The organism is Vibrio sp. F13 (assembly GCF_020806305.2).
GTDB classification, from domain to species: Bacteria; Pseudomonadota; Gammaproteobacteria; order Enterobacterales; family Vibrionaceae; genus Vibrio; species Vibrio crassostreae_C.
Window position 1 is genome coordinate 1,165,219 of sequence record NZ_CP170176.1, and the last position, 21,759, is coordinate 1,186,977.

Here is a 21,759-nt window from a genome sequence, read left to right on the forward strand (position 1 = left end):
CTTCTGCAGACCTTACTGTTAATCCAGTTAATGACATGCCAGTCCCTCAAGACCAACAGTTCAGCGTTGAAGAAGATGGCACGTTAATCTTCACTGATGCAGACCTATTAACAGGCGCAACGGACATTGAAGGTGACAACCTTACTATTGAAAGTGTGACCTACGACGGTGGCAACGGTATTCTTACCGACAACGGTAATGGCACATACACCTTCGCACCGAATGAAAACTTCAATGGTGACGTAAACTTCGGCTTCGATGTCTCTGACGGCACCGATACGGTCTCTGCCAACATCGATGTGAGTGTTACAGCGGTTGATGATGCGCCAGTGTCTGGCGACCTAGCGTACTCAATCGACGAAGATGGTTCGATTCGTCTAAGCCAAGAGCAGCTGCTTTCTCAAGCATCAGATGTGGAAGGCGATGACCTTACGGCTAGCGACCTTACGGTTGGTGGAGATGCGACGGTTGTAGCTAATGATGACGGCAGCTTCACCATCACGCCAGATGAGAACTTCAATGGTGATATCGATATTAGCTTCGATATCTCAGATGGTACCAATACGGTTCAAGCATCGGCTGACCTAACCGTTAACCCAGTTAATGACCTGCCAGTCCCTCAAGACCAACAGTTCAGCGTTGAAGAAGACGGCACACTTATTTTCACTGATGCTGACCTATTAACAGGTGCGACTGATATTGAAGGCGACAACCTAACGGTTGAAGGTGTGACCTACGATGGCGGTGACGGTATTCTTACCGACAACGGTAATGGTACATACACCTTTGCGCCAAATGAAAACTTCAATGGTGACGTAAACTTCGGCTTCGATGTGTCAGACGGAACCGATACGGTCTCTGCGAACATCGATGTAAGTGTGACTGCGGTTGATGATGCGCCTGTGTCTGGTGACCTAGCGTACTCAATCGACGAAGATGGTTCTATCCGTCTAAGCCAAGAGCAACTGTTATCACAAGCATCTGATGTTGAAGGCGATGACCTTACTGCTAGTGGCCTAACGGTTGACGGTGATGCAACGGTTGTAGCCAACGACGATGGCAGCTTTACGATTACGCCAGATGAGAACTTCAATGGTGACATCGATATCAGTTTCGATATCTCTGATGGCACCAATACCGTTCAAGCTTCTGCAGACCTTACTGTTAATCCAGTTAATGACCTGCCAGTCCCTCAAGACCAACAGTTCAGCGTTGAAGAAGATGGCACGTTAATCTTCACTGATGCAGACCTATTAACAGGCGCTACTGACATTGAAGGTGATAACCTAACGGTTGAAGGTGTGACCTACGATGGTGGCGACGGTATCCTTACTGACAATGGCAACGGTACGTACACCTTCGCACCGAATGAAAACTTCAATGGTGACGTAAACTTCGGCTTCGATGTGTCAGACGGCACCGATACGGTCTCTGCGAACATCGATGTAAGTGTGACTGCGGTTGATGATGCGCCTGTGTCTGGTGACCTAGCGTACTCAATCGACGAAGATGGTTCGATTCGTCTAAGCCAAGAGCAGCTGCTTTCTCAAGCATCAGATGTGGAAGGCGATGACCTTACGGCTAGCGACCTTACGGTTGGTGGAGATGCGACGGTTGTAGCTAATGATGACGGCAGCTTCACCATCACGCCAGATGAGAACTTCAATGGTGATATCGATATTAGCTTCGATATCTCAGATGGTACCAATACGGTTCAAGCATCGGCTGACCTAACCGTTAACCCAGTTAATGACCTGCCAGTACCTCAAGACCAACAGTTCAGCGTTGAAGAAGACGGCACGCTCATTTTCACTGATGCAGACCTGTTAACAGGCGCTACGGACATCGAAGGTGACAACCTTACTGTTGAAGGCGTGACCTACGACGGCGGCGACGGTATCCTTACCGACAACGGTAATGGTACATACACCTTTGCGCCGAACGAGAACTTCAATGGTGATGTAAGCTTCGGTTTCGATGTATCTGATGGCACCGATACGGTATCCGCAAATATCGATGTAAGTGTGACTGCGGTTGATGATGCGCCAGTATCGGGCGACCTAGCGTACTCAATCGATGAAGACGGTTCGATTCGCCTAAGCCAAGAGCAACTTTTATCACAAGCGTCAGATGTTGAAGGCGATGACCTAACAGCCAGCGGCTTAACGGTCGACGGTGATGCAACCGTTACTCAAAACGATGACGGCAGTTTCACGATTACGCCAGATGAAAACTTCAACGGTGACATCGATATCAGTTTCGATATCTCAGATGGTACTAATACGGTTCAAGCATCAGCTGACCTAACCGTTAACCCAGTTAATGACCTGCCAGTACCTCAAGATCAACAGTTCAGCGTTGAAGAAGACGGCACGTTAATCTTTACTGATGCCGACCTGTTAACAGGTGCTACAGACATCGAAGGTGACAACCTTACAGTTGAAGGTGTGACCTACGATGGCGGTGACGGTATTCTTACCGACAACGGTAATGGTACATACACCTTTGCGCCAAATGAGAACTTCAATGGCGACGTAAACTTCGGCTTCGATGTGTCTGACGGCACCGATACCGTGTCTGCAAACATTGATGTTAGCGTGACTCCTGAGAACGATCCGCCTGTTGCGGGCTCAACGTCCTACACGGTGAATGAAGATAATTCGATTACCATTTCTGATGCACAATTATTGGCAACATCTTCAGATATTGAAGGTGATGTATCTATAGACAGCGTGACTTACTCTGGTAGCGACGGTGTCCTCGAAATCAATGGTAACGGCACTTACACCTTCTCGCCAAATGAGAACTTCAGCGGTGAAATTGCACTGGATGTGGTTGTTGCTGATGAAGATGGTGCGACCGACTCAACGACCGCGGGCATCAATGTTCTTGAAGTGAACGATCCGCCGGTTGCAGGCCCTACGTCTTACACCATTGATGAAGACTCAGTACTTACCTTCAGTGAGTCTCAAGTGTTGCTTAACGCCTCAGATGTAGAAGGGGATGTTGATCTTGTTGGTATTAGCTACGATGGCCCTGAGGGTATCTTCTCAGTAAATGGTGACGGCACTTGCAGCTTCGCTCCAAATGAGAACTTTAATGGCCAAGTTCAGCTTGATGTCACCATTCGTGATGAAGATGGTGCAGAAGTGGAAACCGTCATCAATGTTGACGTATTACCAATCAATGATGCGCCAGTGTCTGGTGATTTGGCTTACAACGTTAACGAAGATGGTTCAATCACACTGAGCCAAGATCAGCTGTTGTCTCAAGCGTCCGATGTAGAAGGCGAAGATCTAACCGCAAGTGACTTAACAGTTGGTGGTGATGCGACGGTTGTAGCTAACGATGACGGCAGTTTCACCATCACACCAGATGCGAACTTCAATGGTGACATTGATATTCAATTCAACATCACTGACGGTACTGATACGGTTCAAGCAACCGCCGATCTTACTGTTAACCCAGTTAATGACTTGCCGGTTCCTCAAGACCAACAATTCAGTATCGCAGAAGACGGTACGCTTCAATTTACAGACGCCGACTTACTTACCGGTGCCACCGATATTGATGGCGACGACTTAACCGTTGAAGGTATTAGCTATACAGGTGGTGATGGCGTACTGACCGACCACGGTGATGGTACTTATACCTTTGCGCCAAATGAAAACTTCAATGGCGATGTGAACTTCAGTTTCGATGTGTCTGATGGCACAGAAACCGTTAGCGCTAACATTGATGTGAGTGTGACTCCTGAGAACGATCCGCCAGTTGCGGGTTCAACCTCATACATGGTCAATGAAGACAATGCCATCACAATTTCTGATGAACAGTTGCTAGCTAACTCTTCGGATATTGAAGGTGCGGTGTCGGTTGATACTGTGACTTACAGTGGCACTGATGGTGTGTTCCAAGATAACGGCGATGGCAGCTATACCTTCCTTCCTAATGAAAACTTCAGCGGTGATATCAGCCTTGATGTGATTGTTGCAGATGAAGAAGGTGCAATTGATGAAACCACAGCAGGTATTACCGTTCTTGAAGTGAACGATCCACCAGTTGCGGGTCCAACGTCATACACCATTGACGAAGATTCGGTTCTGACGTTCAGTGAATCTCAGATTCTTGTGAATGCTTCGGATATCGAAGGCGATGTAGAACTTGTTGGCATTAACTACGATGGCTCTGACGGTATCTTCACTGTAAATGGTGATGGTACATGCAGCTTTGCACCCAACGAAAACTTCAATGGTCAGGTTCAACTGGGTGTGACCATTCAAGATGAAGATGGCGCAACGGTTGAAACACACATTAACGTTGATGTATTGCCAATCAATGATGCGCCAGTATCGGGCGATTTGGCTTACACCATCAATGAAGATAGCTCCATCACGCTAAGCCAAGAGCAATTGCTAGCAAGAGCAGGTGATATCGATAGCGATAACTTAGAAGCTATCAATCTATCTACTGATGAAAATGCGACCATCCAACACAATGATGATGGCAGCTACACCATCACACCGAACGCAGATTACAACGGTGACCTAGATCTGAACTTCGATATCATCGATAACGATGGTGGTTCAGTTCAAGTTGGCCTAGACATTACCGTGAATCCGGTTAATGACTTGCCACAAGCGCAAGATCAACAGTTCACGATTGAAGAAGACGGTACGTTACTCTTCACCGATGCTGACCTGCTTGCAGGTGCGTCGGATATTGATGGTGATGAACTGTCGATTGAAAACGTACTCTACACAGGTGCAGATGGTGTTCTTAGCGATAATGGCGACGGCACATATAGCTTTGCTCCAAACGAGAACTTCAATGGTGATGTTCAATTCTCATTCGATGTCTCTGACGGTACTGATTCAACATCAGCTGTTATTGATGTCAGCGTAACGCCTGAGAATGACCCACCAGTAGCGGGCTCAACATCGTACACAGTTCAAGAAGATGGCCAAATCACGATCAGTGATGAGCAATTATTGGCAAACTCTTCCGATGTAGAAGGTGATGTTTCACTGTCTGGAGTATCGTACTTCGGTGATGACGGCTCATTTGTTGATAATGGCAATGGTACTTACACCTTTACGCCAAATGAAAACTTCGATGGTGATATTTCACTAGACGTTGTTGTCGTTGACGAAGACGGTGCAACCGCAACCACAACCGCTGGCATCGATGTTATCGCTGTGAATGACGGACCTGAAACTTCGGGCATTCAGGCTGAAGTCGATGAAGATAATTCAATCACCATTACTCAAGAGCAGTTACTCGCTAATGCGACCGATGTTGAAGGTGATGAGTTAACGGCATCTAACCTACAAACCAACGATCCAGATGCGACAATTGTTACTAATGACGATGGTTCATTCACTATTACGCACACAGAAAACTTCAATGGCGAGTTGGACTTCACATACAGCATCAGTGATGGTGAGAATGAAGTTCTGACGACACTCGACTTGACGGTTAACCCTGTCAACGATGCGCCAGAAGCGGGCGATGAAATCTTCATCCAAGCGCAAGAAGACCAAACAGTTGGTGTGACACTTCGTGAAGAACCAGCACTACGTTTAGACCAAGCGCCAGAAAACGGCATCATTGAAGCAAATGTGAATGACGAATGGGTGGTACTGGAAGTAGGACAAGAAGTTCCTGCAGATACCGAAGTGCGCTTTGTTCCAAGTGAAGATGCTCTTGCTGAAGGTACACACACCACACAAATCGGTACGTTTGACGATAACGCGAGCGTGGATGACTGGGGTACAGAAGTAGACCCTTATACGCGTGAGTTCTCAGATGGTGACTTAACGGTAACCGTTCAAAGTAACGATGATCCTCTTGGTGCTTGGAATGGTAACACCCACATTGGTCACGGACTTGGTGATACCGACCGCCAAGGTCTAAGTGGTGATGAGAAACTGACTGTTTCGGTTGAAGGTCAAGACATCAATGAAATCAGTTTCCACCTAGATGGTTTGGGTGGCTGGTTTATGGAAGAGTCTCGTCACTTTACAGAAGTAGAAATCAAAGCGTTCAATGAGGATGGCGACCTAATTGACTCGATGACTTACCACAAAGAAGACCGTGGTACTTTCGAGACAGATTACACGCTAACGGTTGATCAACCAGTGTCTTACTTTGAGCTTGGTACCGTGCAAGGTAATGGTACTTACGTCGTTCAAAACATGACAGTGTCACAAACTTTTCATGATGAAGCGGTGTTTACATCGATTGGTGTAGACGGTTCAGAAATCACCGAAACGGTTGAGTTGAACATCCATGCGGGTGACAACGAAATCGAACTAACGGCTGATCTTCCGAATATCACTGTCGATACCGATGGTTCTGCCCAGTTTGCTTCGGTTGTGATTACCGAAGAGCAACTACTGGCGCAAGCATCTGATATTGATGGCGACGACCTTGATATTGAAAATCTCGAGCTAGTGGGTGAAAACTCAGAGCATGCAACACTCACCGATAATGGTGATGGTACTTGGACGGTAACACCGGATGAAAACTTCCATGGTGAAATCGAACTCGGTTACCAAGTTACGGATGGTGAGCTGACAGACAGCAACATCATCAACATCAACTTCGAATCAGTAAATGATGCGCCAATCGTTTCTGGCCCGATTGTTCTATCGACAGATGAAGATGAAGGTATCACGTTCAGTGCAGATGACTTGCTAGCGAACACCACAGATGTGGAAGGCGATACGCTGTCTATTTCTGACATCACTTACGGTGGTGATAACGGTGACTTGGTCGACAACGGCGATGGTACGTTTACCTTCATGCCGAATGAAAACTTCAATGGTGAAATCGACATCGACTACAAGGTGTTTGATGGAACTGATGAAGTTGCAACGCACCTAGACCTAACGGTTGTACCAGTCAATGATGTGCCGGTTCCGGGTGAACCATTGCACACCCAAATGCTTGAAAACGGCTCCATGATCATCGAAGCGAAAGACCTATTGTCTGGTGCTACCGATGTTGATGGCGACATTCTTCATGTCGAAAACCTATTACTTGCAGACCAAGCGCAAGGTACGTTAACGGATAACGGTGATAATACCTTTACCTTCGAACCTGCAGAGGACTTCTACGGTGCAGTGAATCTGACTTTCGATATCAGTGATGGCCAAGCAAGCGCACCAAGTACAGCAAGAGTTGACGTTGAAATTGTCAATGAAGGCCCAGAGGTTGGTGGTCCAATTGAAGCCGCTGTTGATGAAGATGGTTCAATCACTATCACTCAAGAGGATCTGTTAGCGAATGCAACCGATGTAGATGGCGACAACCTTGAAGCCGTTAACTTAGCGACCAACGATCCAAATGCGGTTGTTGTAGAAAACCCAGACGGTAGCTTCACGATTACACCAAGTGCAGATTTCTTTGGTGAGATTGAATTTACTTACGATGTCACTGACGCAATCGAAACTGTTGCCGCTGACCTCAACCTAACCGTAAATCCAATCAATGATGCCCCAGACGTGCCTGACATGTCTTTCGCTACGGAAGATGGTCAAGCGATTACTATTACCGAAGCTGAATTACTGGCACAAGCGACAGACGTTGAAGGTGATGAACTGTCAGTTGTGAATGTAACGAGCGCAAGCGACACGGTAGAAGTCACAGACAATGGTGACGGAACATACACATTAACACCAGAGCAAGGCTTCTTCGGTAATGTTGACTTAGCGTTTGATGTGAGCGATGGCACTGATGTGGTTGCCGCAAACATCGACCTAAAAGTTGAGTTCGTCAACGATGCGCCAGAAGCGACACCGATGGTGGCAGATGTCGACGAAGATGGTTCAATCCTCGTTACACAAGAAATGTTGTTGGAGAACGCGAGCGACCAAGATGGCGATGAGTTGTTTGCAAGCGCGCTTGAAACTAACGATCCAAATGCCAGCATTGTAGACAATGGTGATGGCACGTACACAGTGACACCTTCAGAGAACTTCAATGGCGATATTGCATTCACTTATGAGGTGAGCGACGGTGAGCTGAGCACGTCTAATGATATGACATTGACCGTTAATCCGGTGAATGACATTCCAATTGTTGCTCCAGGAATGTACCACATCGAAGAGGATGGCAGCATCCTGTTCACTCAAGAAGATCTATTGAGTGCTGCAATTGATATTGATGGCGACGACCTAAGCGTTACCAGCATCAATTACTCTGGTGATGAAGGCACAGTAACCGACAACGGCGATGGCACGTTCAGCTTCGTTCCTGAAGAGCACTTCAGTGGTGATCTGCAGTTCAGCTTTACTGTGACAGACGGTACGGATGAAGTTGAACAAGACATTAATGTTCACATTGAAGCAGTTGCTGATGCGCCTGACTTAGTTATCACGGATGGTGATGGTGTTAACGTCGACGACCAGGCGATTTTGGTTGAGCCAGGCGGTATTGTTGAACTGAACATTGCTGCGGCACTTGTCGACCAAGACTTGTCTGAAACACTCACTGTTACAGTAGATGGTGTGCCAGAAGGTTCGGTTATTCAATACGATAACGAAGGCGTTCTGAATGACCAAGAGAACGGTATCACTAGTTACAACGACACTGAAATCACAGTAACGTTTGAAGGTGAGACGGCTGGCTACCAAAACGCTGCGGGTTACTACAAAGTAGACGAAGACGGCAACATCACAGGTGTTGAAGTTGTTTACGAAAACGCATCACAAGTTGGTGGTGGCGGCGACCTTGTTCCAGGGCAAGATCAATTCAGCTTCCAAGTCGAGGAAGGCGAAAGCTTTAACCTGTTCTTAATTCCAAACGGACATCAGCACAACGACTTTGATGCGATGCAAGACGGTCAGTACGAGTTCCGTGCTGAGGATGGTTCGCCTGCGAACATGGATACGGTTGATCCTCAACTTGTCTTTGTGGCTGCTGATGGAACCGAGACAGTGATTCAAGGCCAAAATGGTGACGCGATCTTCCATGGTGGTTCAAGCTCTCAGCTAAACCAAGATGGTATCGAACATACTCGTACTACGGTTAATGAAGACGGCGAGCTGGTTTACGGATTTGAAGATTTGTATGGCGGCGGTGATGCTGACTATTCTGACTTCAACTTCACAATCGATGTCGGTGAAGTGAACAGCCAAATCTACAGCGGTGAAGTAACGGTTGGCCCTGATGGTACGGTGAACTTACCAACAACGGCTATCGAAAATGCGTTACAAATCCAGTTACCAGAAGACTTCAATGAGCAGCTTGAAGTTCATGTAACCGCAACTGCGACAGAGTTATCGAATGATGATTCTGAAACGGTATCTCAAACCATCTACATTAACGCGACAGGCGCGCACATTGAGCACGCACCTGAAGCACTTCCGGTTTCTGCAACGGTTGAAGAAGATGGTTCAATCATCATTACGCAAGAAGACTTATTGGCTAATGCGCGTGATTTAGATGGCGATCAGTTGACGGCTCTGAATTTAGCAACCGATGATGAGAGCGTTACGATTACCGATAACGGTGATGGTACGTACACATTAACGCCAGATGCTGATTTCAATGGCGATGTGAGCTTTACGTTTGATGTGTCTGATGGTGATGATGTTGTCTCTACCAACCTTGAGTTAACAGTTTCACCAGTAAATGACGGTCCAGAAGCACAAGACCACGCATTCACAGTCGGCGAAGATGGCGTGTTAACGTTCAATGACCAAGACCTATTAACAGGTGTAACGGACATTGAAGGGGACGACCTAAGTGTTGAAGGTGTAACTTACACTGGCGCAGATGGTGTCCTAACCGATAATGGCGATGGCACCTACAGTTTCGCGCCGAATGAAAACTTCAATGGCGATGTGAACTTCTCGTTCAATGTATCAGATGGAACCGATACGGTAACCGCTAACATTGATGTGAGCGTGACGCCAGAGAATGATCCTCCGGTTGCGGGTAGTACGTCTTACACGGTTCATGAAGACAACTCTATTACAATCAGCAACGAACAACTGCTAGCGAACTCTTCGGATATCGAAGGCGAAGTCGCAATTGATAACGTGACTTACAGTGGTAGCGACGGTGTTCTGGAAATCAACGGTGACGGTACATACACCTTCTCGCCAAACGAGAACTTTAATGGCGAAGTTAGCCTAGATGTTGTCGTGACGGATGAAGATGGAGCGACTGAAGCAACAACGGCGGGTATTACTGTCCTTGAGGTGAACGATCCGCCAGTTGCTGGCCCTACGTCATACACCATCGATGAAGATTCAGTACTGACTTTCAACGAGTCTCAAGTTCTGTTGAACGCTTCTGATATTGAAGGTGATGTTGAGCTTGTTGAGATCAACTACGATGGCCCAGACGGTATCTTCTCAATCAATGGTGACGGTACATGTAGCTTCGCTCCGAATGAAAACTTCAACGGCCAAGTTCAATTGGATGTAACCATTCAAGATGAAGACGGCGCTCAGGTTGATACGTTTATTACGGTTGATGTATTACCAATCAACGATGTACCAGTATCAGGCGACCTTGCATACAGTGTTGAGGAAGACGGTTCGATTACCTTGAGCCAAGAGCAGCTTCTTTCTCAAGCGAGTGATGTAGATGGCGACGACCTTACTGCTTCTAACTTGATTGTTGATGGAGACGCGACGGTTGTTGCTAACGATGACGGCAGCTTTACCGTTACGCCAGATGCGAACTTCAATGGTGACATTGACCTAACGTTCGACATTAGCGACGGTACAGACACGCTCGTTGCGACGGCTGACCTAACCGTTAATCCAGTTAATGACCTTCCACAACCACAAGATCAAACGTTCAGCATTGGCGAAGACGGCATCTTGAACTTCACAGATGAAGACTTGCTAACAGGTGCTACCGATATCGATGGGGATGACCTATCAGTTGAAGGCGTGACTTACACAGGTGCCGACGGTGTTCTTACTGACAATGGCGACGGAAGCTACAGCTTTGCGCCAAACGAAAACTTCAATGGTGATGTGAACTTCAGTTTTGATGTGTCAGATGGCACGGATACAGTTCAAGCCAACATTGATGTCAGCGTGACACCAGAGAACGATCCACCGGTTGCAGGTAGCACGTCTTACACCGTTCATGAAGACAACTCAATTACCATCAGTGACGAACAGTTACTTGCTAACTCTTCTGACATTGAAGGTGATGTGGCCGTCGATAGCGTGACTTACACTGGCGCTGACGGTGTCTTTGAAGACAACGGTGACGGTACTTACACCTTCTCACCAAACGAAAACTTCAACGGCGAAGTTAGCCTTGATGTTGTCGTAACTGATGAAGAGGGCGCAACTGAAGCGACCACCGCGGGTATTACTGTACTTGAGGTGAACGATTCACCAATCGCAGGCTCAACCAGCTACTCAGTCAACGAGGACGAAGTTATCACCATCAGTTCAGAGCAACTGTTGGCAAACGCTTCTGATATCGAAGGTGAAGTGGCGATTGATAGCGTTAACTACACAGGTTCAGGCGGTATCTTTACCGACAATGGTGACGGAACATTCAGCTTCGCACCTAACGCTAACTTCGATGGCGACGTAAGCCTTGATGTTGTCGTTACTGATGAAGAAGGCGCAACTGTAGCGACCAACGCAAGCATTGATGTTCTGCCTGTTAACGATGCTCCGGTATCGGGCGACTTGGCGTACAGCGTGGACGAAGATGGCTCAATTACCTTGAGCCAAGAGCAATTACTTGCTCAAGCGAGTGATGTTGATGGCGATGACTTAACAGCGGCTAACCTAACCGTTGGTGGTGATGCGACAGTTACAGCAAACGATGATGGTAGTTTCACTATCACGCCAGATGCTAACTTCAATGGCGACATTGATTTGAACTTCGACATAACCGATGGCGATGCGACGCTTCAAGCAACGGCTGACCTAACGGTTAACCCAGTTAATGACCTGCCAACAGTCGGTGAGCCACAATTTGTGACTCAAGAAGACACCAGCTTTACCTTCACAGAAGAACAACTGCTGCAAAATGCGGGTGACATTGATGGTGATAACCTATCGGTTGAAAATGTGGCTTCAGATAGCGGTACTTTGGTTGATAACGGCGACGGCACTTACACATTCGCACCGAATGAAAACTTCGACGGCAATGTGAATGTGACGTTCGACGTGAATGACGGTACCGCGACAGTACCAGCAGAAGCGACGATTGATGTTCAATCTGTGGTTGATATGCCAGAGCTGTCGATTGCTTCTGACCTAGTGATTGCTTCAGACAACTTCGAGTCTGGCTCAAACGGTTGGAATACAGGCACAGAAAGCTCTCAAGGCTTCGAGTCGGGTGACATGCTAGGTCGTATTGGTGGAACGGGCGGTGATGAAGCCGTCAGCAAAACTTACGACATTCCAAGTGATGTGAGCGAAGTTAATATCTCGTTCAACTTCTACGAAATTGATTCTTGGGATGGTGAGTCGTTCCAAATCTTTGTCGGCGGCGAAGAGCTAACGACATTAGATAATTCTGCGTTCCGTACTCAAGATGGCACAACAACGCTTTACGATTCAGAAGGAAATGAAGTCGGCGAAGTGGTTCACGGCGTATCGCAAGGTGAGGGCTTCAGTGGTTGGAATGACCAAGCACATCAAATCAACCTAACGGTGCCAGTAGAAGACGGCCAACTTGAACTTGGCTTCGGTTCAACCCTGAATCAAAGCGTCGATGACGAGGCGTTTGGTATCGACAACATCGAAATCACAGTGTCTGACGCGGATTACCAAATCATTGGTACTGAAGACACACCTGTACCACTTGATATTGATGCAGCTCTAACAGATACCGATGGCTCAGAAAACCTTGCTATCTTGATTGAAGACGTGCCAGAAGGCAGCTCGCTTTCTGCAGGTACCGATAACGGTGATGGCACTTGGTCATTGCAACCAGGCGAGCTAGAAGGGCTAGAGTTTATCCCTTCAGGTGACTTCAATGGTGATGTGGTTCTAACTGTGAATGCAACATCAACAGATGTTGATACCGGTACAACCGCAACAGCTACGCAAGACGTGACGATTCACATCTCACCTGCGAACGATGCTCCAGAAGTTGACGGTGATATTAGTGCCGTTACAGCCGAAGATAACAGCATCACGCTAACTCAAGAGCAGTTGCTAGAGCACGCTGTTGACATTGATGGTGATGATTTATCAGCAATCAACCTAACTACCAATGATGAAAATGCGACCGTTCAAATGAACGACGATGGTAGCTTCACCATTACACCGAGTGAAAACTTCAACGGTAATATCGAATTTAGTTACGATGTAACCGATGGAGAAGACATGGTCGCGGCTGGCCTAGACTTGACGGTAACACCTGTCAATGATGCGCCAGAGCCACAAGACCAAGCATTCACTATTGGTGAAGATGGGGTTCTTAACTTCACTGACGCTGACCTGTTAACGGGTGCGACGGATGTTGAAGGTGATGACCTAACAGTCGAAGGTGTGACATACACTGGTGCTGATGGTGTGCTTACCGACAATGGTGACGGAAGCTACAGCTTTGCGCCAAACGAGAACTTCAATGGTGATGTGAACTTCAGCTTTGATGTGTCAGATGGCACGGATACGGTTCAAGCCAACATTGATGTGAGCGTGACGCCTGAGAACGATCCACCAGTGGCGGGTAGCACGTCTTACACTGTGCATGAAGACAACTCAATCACGATCAGTAACGAACAGCTATTAGCCAACTCTTCAGATATTGAAGGTGAGGTTGCGATTGATAGCGTGACTTACACTGGCAGTGACGGTGTGTTCGAAGACAACGGTGACGGCACTTACACCTTCTCGCCAAACGAGAACTTCAATGGTGATGTGAGCTTAGCGGTTGTTGTTACCGATGAAGAAGGGGCAACAGAAGCGACCACCGCGGGAATCACCGTACTTGAGGTGAACGATCCGCCAATCGCAGGCTCAACCAGCTACTCAGTCAACGAAGATGAAGTTATCACCATCAGTGCAGAGCAACTGTTGGCGAACTCTTCTGATATTGAAGGTGAAGTGGCGATTGATAGTGTTACTTACACAGGCGCTGACGGTATCTTTACTGACAACGGCAACGGCACATTCAGCTTTGCACCGAACGCAAACTTCGATGGCGATGTTAGCCTCGATGTAGTGGTGACAGATGAAGACGGTGCGACAGTAGCCACCAGCGCAAGTATTGATGTTCTTCCAATTAATGATCCACCAGTATCGGGTGACTTGGCATACAGCATTGATGAAGATGGTTCGATTACTCTGACTCAAGAGCAGTTGCTGTCTCAAGCATCTGATGTGGATGGCGATGATCTGACCGCAAGCAACTTAAGCGCAGGCGATAATGCAACCGTTGTTGATAATGGCGATGGCACCTTTACGGTAACGCCAGATGCGAACTTCAATGGCGATATCGACCTAAGCTTTGATATTTCGGACGGCACCGAGTCGATTGTGGCGAACGCCGATCTGACGGTAAACCCAGTCAACGACTTGCCAACGACATCTGATGTTTATGCGAACGTTGATGAAGATAATGTCATCACTATCACGCAGGAGCAGTTACTTGCGAATGCCGCTGATATTGAGGGCGATGACCTTGTCGCTTCCGACTTAACCTTAGTGGGCGACGATGCAACGATTGTCGACAATGGCGATGGCACGTTCTCAATCACTCCAAGCGAAAACTTCAATGGCTACATCGATGTTGCCTACAGCATCAGCGATGGCGACACACCAATTGCCGCTAACTTAGGCTTAACCGTTGACCCAGTTAACGACGCGCCAATTGTTTCTGCTGATGTGGCGATAACCATTGAAGAAGACGGTTCATACACCATTACTCAAGAAGAGCTCCTACAATTCGCGACTGACATCGAAGACGATGACATGACCGCAATTATCGGAGAGCAGGGCGATGAAACAACCGTAACCGGTACAGTGTTGGATGCTGAAACTGGCAATCCAATCGCAGGTGCGGATGTTACGCTAACCGACAACGCAGGTCATTCTTACACAGCGGAGACGGATCAATCTGGTAACTACTCTGTGAGCGGTCCAGTTGTTGACCAAGGTACCGTTACGATTGAACAAGAAGGCTCAATTACTAGCAGCTTCCTAGTTCCAGCAGGCGAAGATACCAATGGTGGCGTGACTGCAATATCTGAAGTCCTTGAAGAAACAGATATGCGTATCGTGGTCACATGGGGTGACAGTCCACGTGATATGGACAACCACCTATGGCTCTACGATACAGAGAATGGCAGTGAGCTAGACCATATTTACTATCGCGACATGAGCCATGATTTGGGTGAAGGTAATGTCGTTCAGCAAGATGTAGATGACACGAATGGCGGTGGTCCTGAAACCATCACTATTCCAAATTATCAAGATGCTGACATGCACTATTCAGTACACAACTACACCAGCAGAAGTTGGGATGTAGATGGTGTTGAAGATGTACAGGTTCAGGTATTTGTTGGCGATACATTGGTTGAAACCTTTAGCCCTGATTTATCTGAAAGCCCATCGGGTGACCACTGGCATGTATTTGATATCGTGAACGGCGTTATTGTTCCAAGCCAAGATGTAGGCAGCGAGAATGCGTTTGATTTACCAACGGCAGAAGAAGCGCTCGCGAATGAAAACGGCATTGATATCTCTGAATTGCTAACCGGCGAGGAAGGTGATGATTCTGGTGAAACGGGTGGTAACGAACCAAGTGTTGGAGATGTTTCCATTGAGAACGCTCTTATCACTGACAATGGTGATGGTACTTACACCATTACACCGGAAGAGAACTTCAATGGTGAATTCTCGATTAGCTACAACGTAGACGATGGCAACGGTGGGGTTACTCCAGCGGAACTAGACGTGACCGTAACAGCAGTTAACGACCTTTCTGTAATTTACGACCACGACTACACCATTAATGAAGATGGTTCGCTGACCTTTACCGATGAACAGCTATTGGCTGGTGCAACGGATATTGATGGCGATGACCTTTCTGTCGAGTCGGTTAACTACGAAGGTACAGACGGTGTGTTCACGGATAACGGCGACGGTACTTATACCTTTGCTCCAAACGAGAACTTCAATGGTAATGTCGACCTAACTTACGATGTGAGTGATGGTACAGATGTTGTATCGGCGAATATTGATGTTCAAGTGGTTCCAATCAACGACGTACCGGTAGCGGGTTCTACGACTTACAGTGTTGAAGAAGACGGCAGTATCACCCTAAGCGATGCACAACTTCTAGCGAATAGCTCGGATGTTGAAGGGGAAGTGTTTGTCAGCGATGTAAGCTACAGCGGCACTGATGGTGTATTCACTGATAATGGTGATGGTACTTACACCTTTGCTCCAAACGAAAACTTTAACGGTGACATCAGTCTTGATGTCTCTGTTATGGATGAAGATGGCGCAACCGCTGAAACAACCGCAGGTATCGACGTCATTGCCGTTAATGACTTGCCAGTTGCAGGTTCAACGACCTACAGCGTTGACGAAGATAACGTGATTACCATCTCTGAAGCACAGCTTCTTGCGAACAGCTCAGACATTGAAGGTGATGTATCCGTTAGCGACGTTTCCTACTCAGGCGCAGACGGTATCTTTACTGACAATGGTGATGGTACTTACAGCTTCGCACCAAATGAAAACTTCAACGGCAATGTCAGCCTAGATGTCACCGTTGCTGATGAAGAGGGTGCAACGGCTGAAACCACTGCGGGTATTGAAGTTATCGCGGTTAACGACGCGCCAGTGTCAGGTGACTTGGCTTACTCAGTGGATGAAGATGGTTCAATCACACTAAGCCAAGAGCAGCTGCTTGCTCAAGCATCGGATGTGGACGGCGATGATCTTACCGCGGCCAACCTAACCGCCGGTGATAACGCGACCGTTACGGCAAACGATGATGGTTCATTTACCATTACCCCGGATGCTGACTTTAATGGCGATATTGACCTAAGCTTCGACCTTTCTGATGGTACTGAAACGGTTGTTGCAACGGCTGACCTTACTGTGAATCCAGTAAATGACATCGCAGTTGTAGAAGATGTCGCTTACACCATTGAAGAAGACGGTTCGCTTACCTTTACGGACGAGCAACTGCTAGCGGGTGCCTCTGATATTGATGGTGACGAACTTTCAGTTGCTGATGTGTCTTACACTGGCGCAGAAGGTGTGTTCACTGACAATGGCGATGGCACTTACACCTTTGCACCGAACGAGAACTTCAACGGTGACGTAAGCCTAGACTTCTCAGTATCTGACGGTACAGAGACGGTCGATGCTAACATCGACGTAACGGTAACAGACGTTAACGATGCACCAGTGGCAGGCGCAACGTCTTACCAAATGAACGAAGATGGCACCATCACATTGAGCCCTGAGCAGTTGATTGCTAATAGCTCCGATGTGGACGGTGAAGTGTCGCTTGATAGCGTGAGCTACTCAGGTGCAGACGGTATCTTGGTTCAAAATGAAGATGGGTCGGTAACGTTCGCACCAAACGAAAACTTTAACGGCGACATCAACCTTGATGTGACAGTTATTGATGACGACGGTGTAGCGGCTCAGACTACTGCTGGTATTGAAGTCATTGCAGTTAACGACGCACCAGTGGCCGGAAACCTGGCTTACTCGGTTGATGAAGATGGTTCAATTACGCTATCTCAAGAGCAGTTGCTGGCTAACGCATCCGATGTTGATGGTGATGCACTGACCGCAAGCAACCTATCTGCAGGTGACAATGCGACTGTAACAGCGAACGAAGATGGTTCATTTACTATCATGCCGGATGCTGATTTCAACGGTGACATTGATTTGAGCTTCGATGTGTCAGATGGCCTTGAAACTGTTCAAGCTGGCGTCGACCTAACGGTTAACCCAGTCAATGACCTACCAACAGCAGAAGACCAAAACTTTACCGTTGAGGAAGATGGAACGCTAATCTTCACGGATGCAGACCTACTAGCAGGCGCTGCAGACATTGACGGCGATGACTTGTCTATCTCGGATGTGTCTTACACGGGCGCAGAAGGTGTGTTCACTGATAACGGTGACGGCACTTATAGCTTTGCTCCGAACGAGAACTTCAATGGCGATGTCAACCTAGGTTTCACAGTGACTGATGGCACTGAGACAGTCGATGCCAATATTGGTGTGACGGTAACGGATGTTAACGATGCGCCGGTAGCGGGTTCTACGTCTTACCAAATGAACGAAGATGGCACCATCACAATCAGCCCTGAGCAGTTAATTGCTAATAGCTCTGACGTTGATGGTGAAGTGTCACTTGAAAGCGTGACTTACTCAGGCTCTGACGGCACCTTGGTTCAAAACGATAATGGGTCTGTGACCTTCACGCCAAACGAGAACTTTAATGGTGATATCAGCCTAGATGTGGTCGTGACCGATGATGACGGTGCAACGGCAACAACAACGGCAGGTATCGAAGTTCTGGCTGTGAACGATGGACCTGAATCTGAGGATGTGAAACTAACCACAGCCGAAGACAGCACCATTCTTATCACACAAGACATGTTGTTAGCTCAAGCTACCGACATCGATAACACCGCAGACGAGCTGTCGGCTTCTGGTCTACAAATCGACCCTAGCTTGGGTGAGTTGCTAGATAACGAAGATGGTACTTGGTCATTTACACCAAACGAAAACTTCAATGGCGATGTGCCAATGACGTTTAACGTTAGCGATGGCCAAGAGACAATTTCAGTCGACGGCAACATCGATGTTACGCCAGTGAATGATGCACCTGAAGCGCCAACCATTGAGATGCAAGGCGAAGAAGATGTGGTCATGGTGATTGACCCTGCTTACATCGCGGGTCAAGTGACAGACCTTGATGGCGACGAGATCAGCATTGAGAGCATCACAGTACGAGCACCAGCGAATGCGACCTTAACTCAGCAACCAGACGGCATGTATCACTTAGTGACTACTCAAGACTTTAATGGCTTAGTAGAACTCGGTTATCAAGCTACTGACGGTGAAGAAGTGGTTGATGGCTCGCTGAATGTGGATGTCATTCCGGTTAACGACGCACCATTCAATGTCGGCAACGCAATGATGACCACAGACGAAGATGGCGCGTTCACCTTCGATGCTGGCGACTTGATGAACTTGTTCGGTGACATTGATACCGCAGACCTTGTTGTTTCTCGCATTATCACCGCAGACGGTGAAGATGGCGGAGAAGTTACAGACAACGGTGATGGTACTTGGACATTCACACCAACAGGCGACTTTGCGGGTGTTTCTGACCTACAAGTTGTCGTGAGTGACGGTGAGTTCGAAACGGTTCTCGATGTTCCTGTGTACGTACGTCCTGTCGCAGATGGCGCGGTTATTTCAACTGACCATGACGGTCCATTAGTCTTCGGCGAAGATGAAACGGGTCACTTGGGACTGAACGTTGGCCTAGTCGATGATTCAGAAACACTAAGTAACTTGGTGATGACAGGTTTCCCTGTTGGATTCGAGGTAACAGATGGTGTGAATACCGTGATGATCACCGAGCCGGGTCAATACATCGACCTGTTCGACTGGGATATCTCAAACATTCAAATGACGCCGCCTGAAGACTTCCATGGTGAGTTCTTCGTAACCGTAAGCGCAACAACGGTTGATTACGGAGATGAGCCGGAAGCGTTTGATGATGGTATCGATTCAGGTGATTTCGAAACTGTGGCGGGTGATTCCATCATCCTAACGGCGGACGACCTAATTGGTTTGGCTGAGAATGTGGATGCAGACAGCGATGATGAAGTGAAACTGGTTCATCTTGCCGACCGCAGCCAAGGTGAGATTGTCGATAATGGCGATGGCACTTGGACGTTCACACCAGCACCAGGCTTCACGGGCGAAGCAGACATTGCGTACGTAGTTGATAAAGATGGCGTGCTTCATGATGAGCAAACTGGCGTAGTCGTGAAAGAAGGTGACTCGCAAGGGAATGCAGCACCAGAAGTTAACAGCATCACAACGACGGAAATCGCAGCGGATGCCACCTTGTCGTTCACTGATGAAGACATGTTAGCGAATCTGAGCGATGCAGAAGGCGACAGCTTGAGCATTGAGTCAGTAAGCTTGATGGAAGGTCAGGGCGTAATTGAGAGCGATAACCAAGGTAACTATCAATTCACTCCTGCTGAAGACTACACCGGCGATGTTCAAGTTGGGTTTATAGCGACCGATGGCGAAAATCGCATCGAAAGCTTCTTCAATGTGGATATCCAAAGTGGCGATGAAGCAGCGGCGAGCGAAGGTTATACCTTAGCTGATGATGGTTCACTAACTATCACGGATGCACAGCTGGTGGATGAGTTAGGCGTCAGTGATTCTGCACAAGTTGTTGATGTTGCAGACGCGAACGATGCTGGCTTCTTTGCCGAATCAGGTGAAGGTGAGTGGACTTACTGGCCGAACGAAGACTTCGATGGCAATTTAGCGATGAATGTTGAAGTTAACGACGGCGGTGAAGTATCAAGTCACAGCTTAAGCATCCAAGTTGAAGATGATTCAGTACAAAGTGATGAACCACAAGTCCAAGCTGCTCAAGCAACAGAAGAGCAACAAGTGGAAGTGGCTCAACAAGCTGATGACCAAGCTCAAGATGCTGAAACTGAAGACAGCGCAGCAGATGTAACTGCGGCGCCGGGCGATACTATCTCTATCTCGATTCCAGATGAGGTGAGTGGTAACGAATCGGTTGATTACGCTGATATGTCTGGCTTACCTGAGGGCGCTACTGTAAGTAACGCACTGGATAACGGTGATGGTAGCTTCACAATCAGTGGCAACTTAGAGCAGCCTGTATCTGTTGAACTTCCAGAAGGTTACGAAGGTACTAGCGAGATCCAATTCCAAGGTTACGACGAATTGGGTAGCTCAATAGACGGTGCTAGCGGTTCTGTTGAAGTTGAGGTCGATGATCAATACACCATGCAAGGCTCTACGCAAGAACAGCAACCGGACATGGCAGGTATGGAATCTGGTGGCAGCGACTGGACAAGTGCGGGAGGTCAAGACCAAGGTGTCGACTTCACGGACGACTCTGGAAGTTTCGATTCAGATTCTCAAACTGGAACCGATCAAGGCAACGACTTCGACCAAAGCTCGATTTAATCGAGAGGGCTTAGTTTTAGTCTGAACCGACATTTAGTCTAAACCAACAAGTAGATAGGGCAGCGTAAAGTTGCCCTCATTAAAGCCATGTAGAGTTATTGATACATGGCTTTTTTTTATTTATTTTTTTGTTTCGCTAAATAAACTTGAGAACAGGTAAATATGTCCTTAATTATTAGAAGGGTCCGTTAGACAGGAGGGACGACATGTATCGTTATGTCAGTTCACCGCAAGCGTCGAAGTACATAGTGCCACCGCCTCAACATCGAGAGTTGTCGAGTGTGGATGTGCCTGAGTCTGAATTAGAGATGCGAGAAATATTGAATAATTGGTTTGCTGATGGTTTAGCGCCCATTATTGAAAGTGACGATGACTACATCTCTGCGAGCGATCACGTTCGATTTGAAAAGCTTAGCCGCACCGTTGGGATGTTGTTGAGAAACAAAGATTATTATTTTGCGGCTAAACGGATTTTATCAGTGTGGGAACAAGATTGTCTTGAAACCACTTATATCAATTATCTCATTTTGCGCAGTGAGCGAGTCACTTCTTTAAGGTAAGTTAATGGTGTGGCATTTGT

Annotated in this window: 2 protein-coding genes; both read left to right on the forward strand. The window is 47.5% G+C overall.

Features of this window, described 5'->3' with window-relative positions; translation table 11 throughout:
- Window positions 1-35: 35 nt before the first annotated feature.
- Window positions 36-21,179 (forward strand): tandem-95 repeat protein, encoded by a 21,144-nt coding sequence (locus LMH68_RS20190; protein ID WP_413756207.1) that lies wholly within the window; start codon window positions 36-38, stop codon window positions 21,177-21,179.
- Window positions 21,180-21,385: 206 nt separating this feature from the next.
- Window positions 21,386-21,739, forward strand: coding sequence for a hypothetical protein (locus LMH68_RS20195; RefSeq protein ID WP_017060510.1), 354 nt, complete (start codon window positions 21,386-21,388; stop codon window positions 21,737-21,739).
- The last annotated feature ends 20 nt before the right edge of the window (window positions 21,740-21,759 follow it).

Coding starts and splice junctions, on each gene's coding strand:
- LMH68_RS20190 (WP_413756207.1), top strand. CDS start 36: ATGCCAGTCCCTCAAGACCAACAGTTCAGCGTTGAAGAAGATGGCACG.
- LMH68_RS20195 (WP_017060510.1), top strand. CDS start 21,386: ATGTATCGTTATGTCAGTTCACCGCAAGCGTCGAAGTACATAGTGCCA.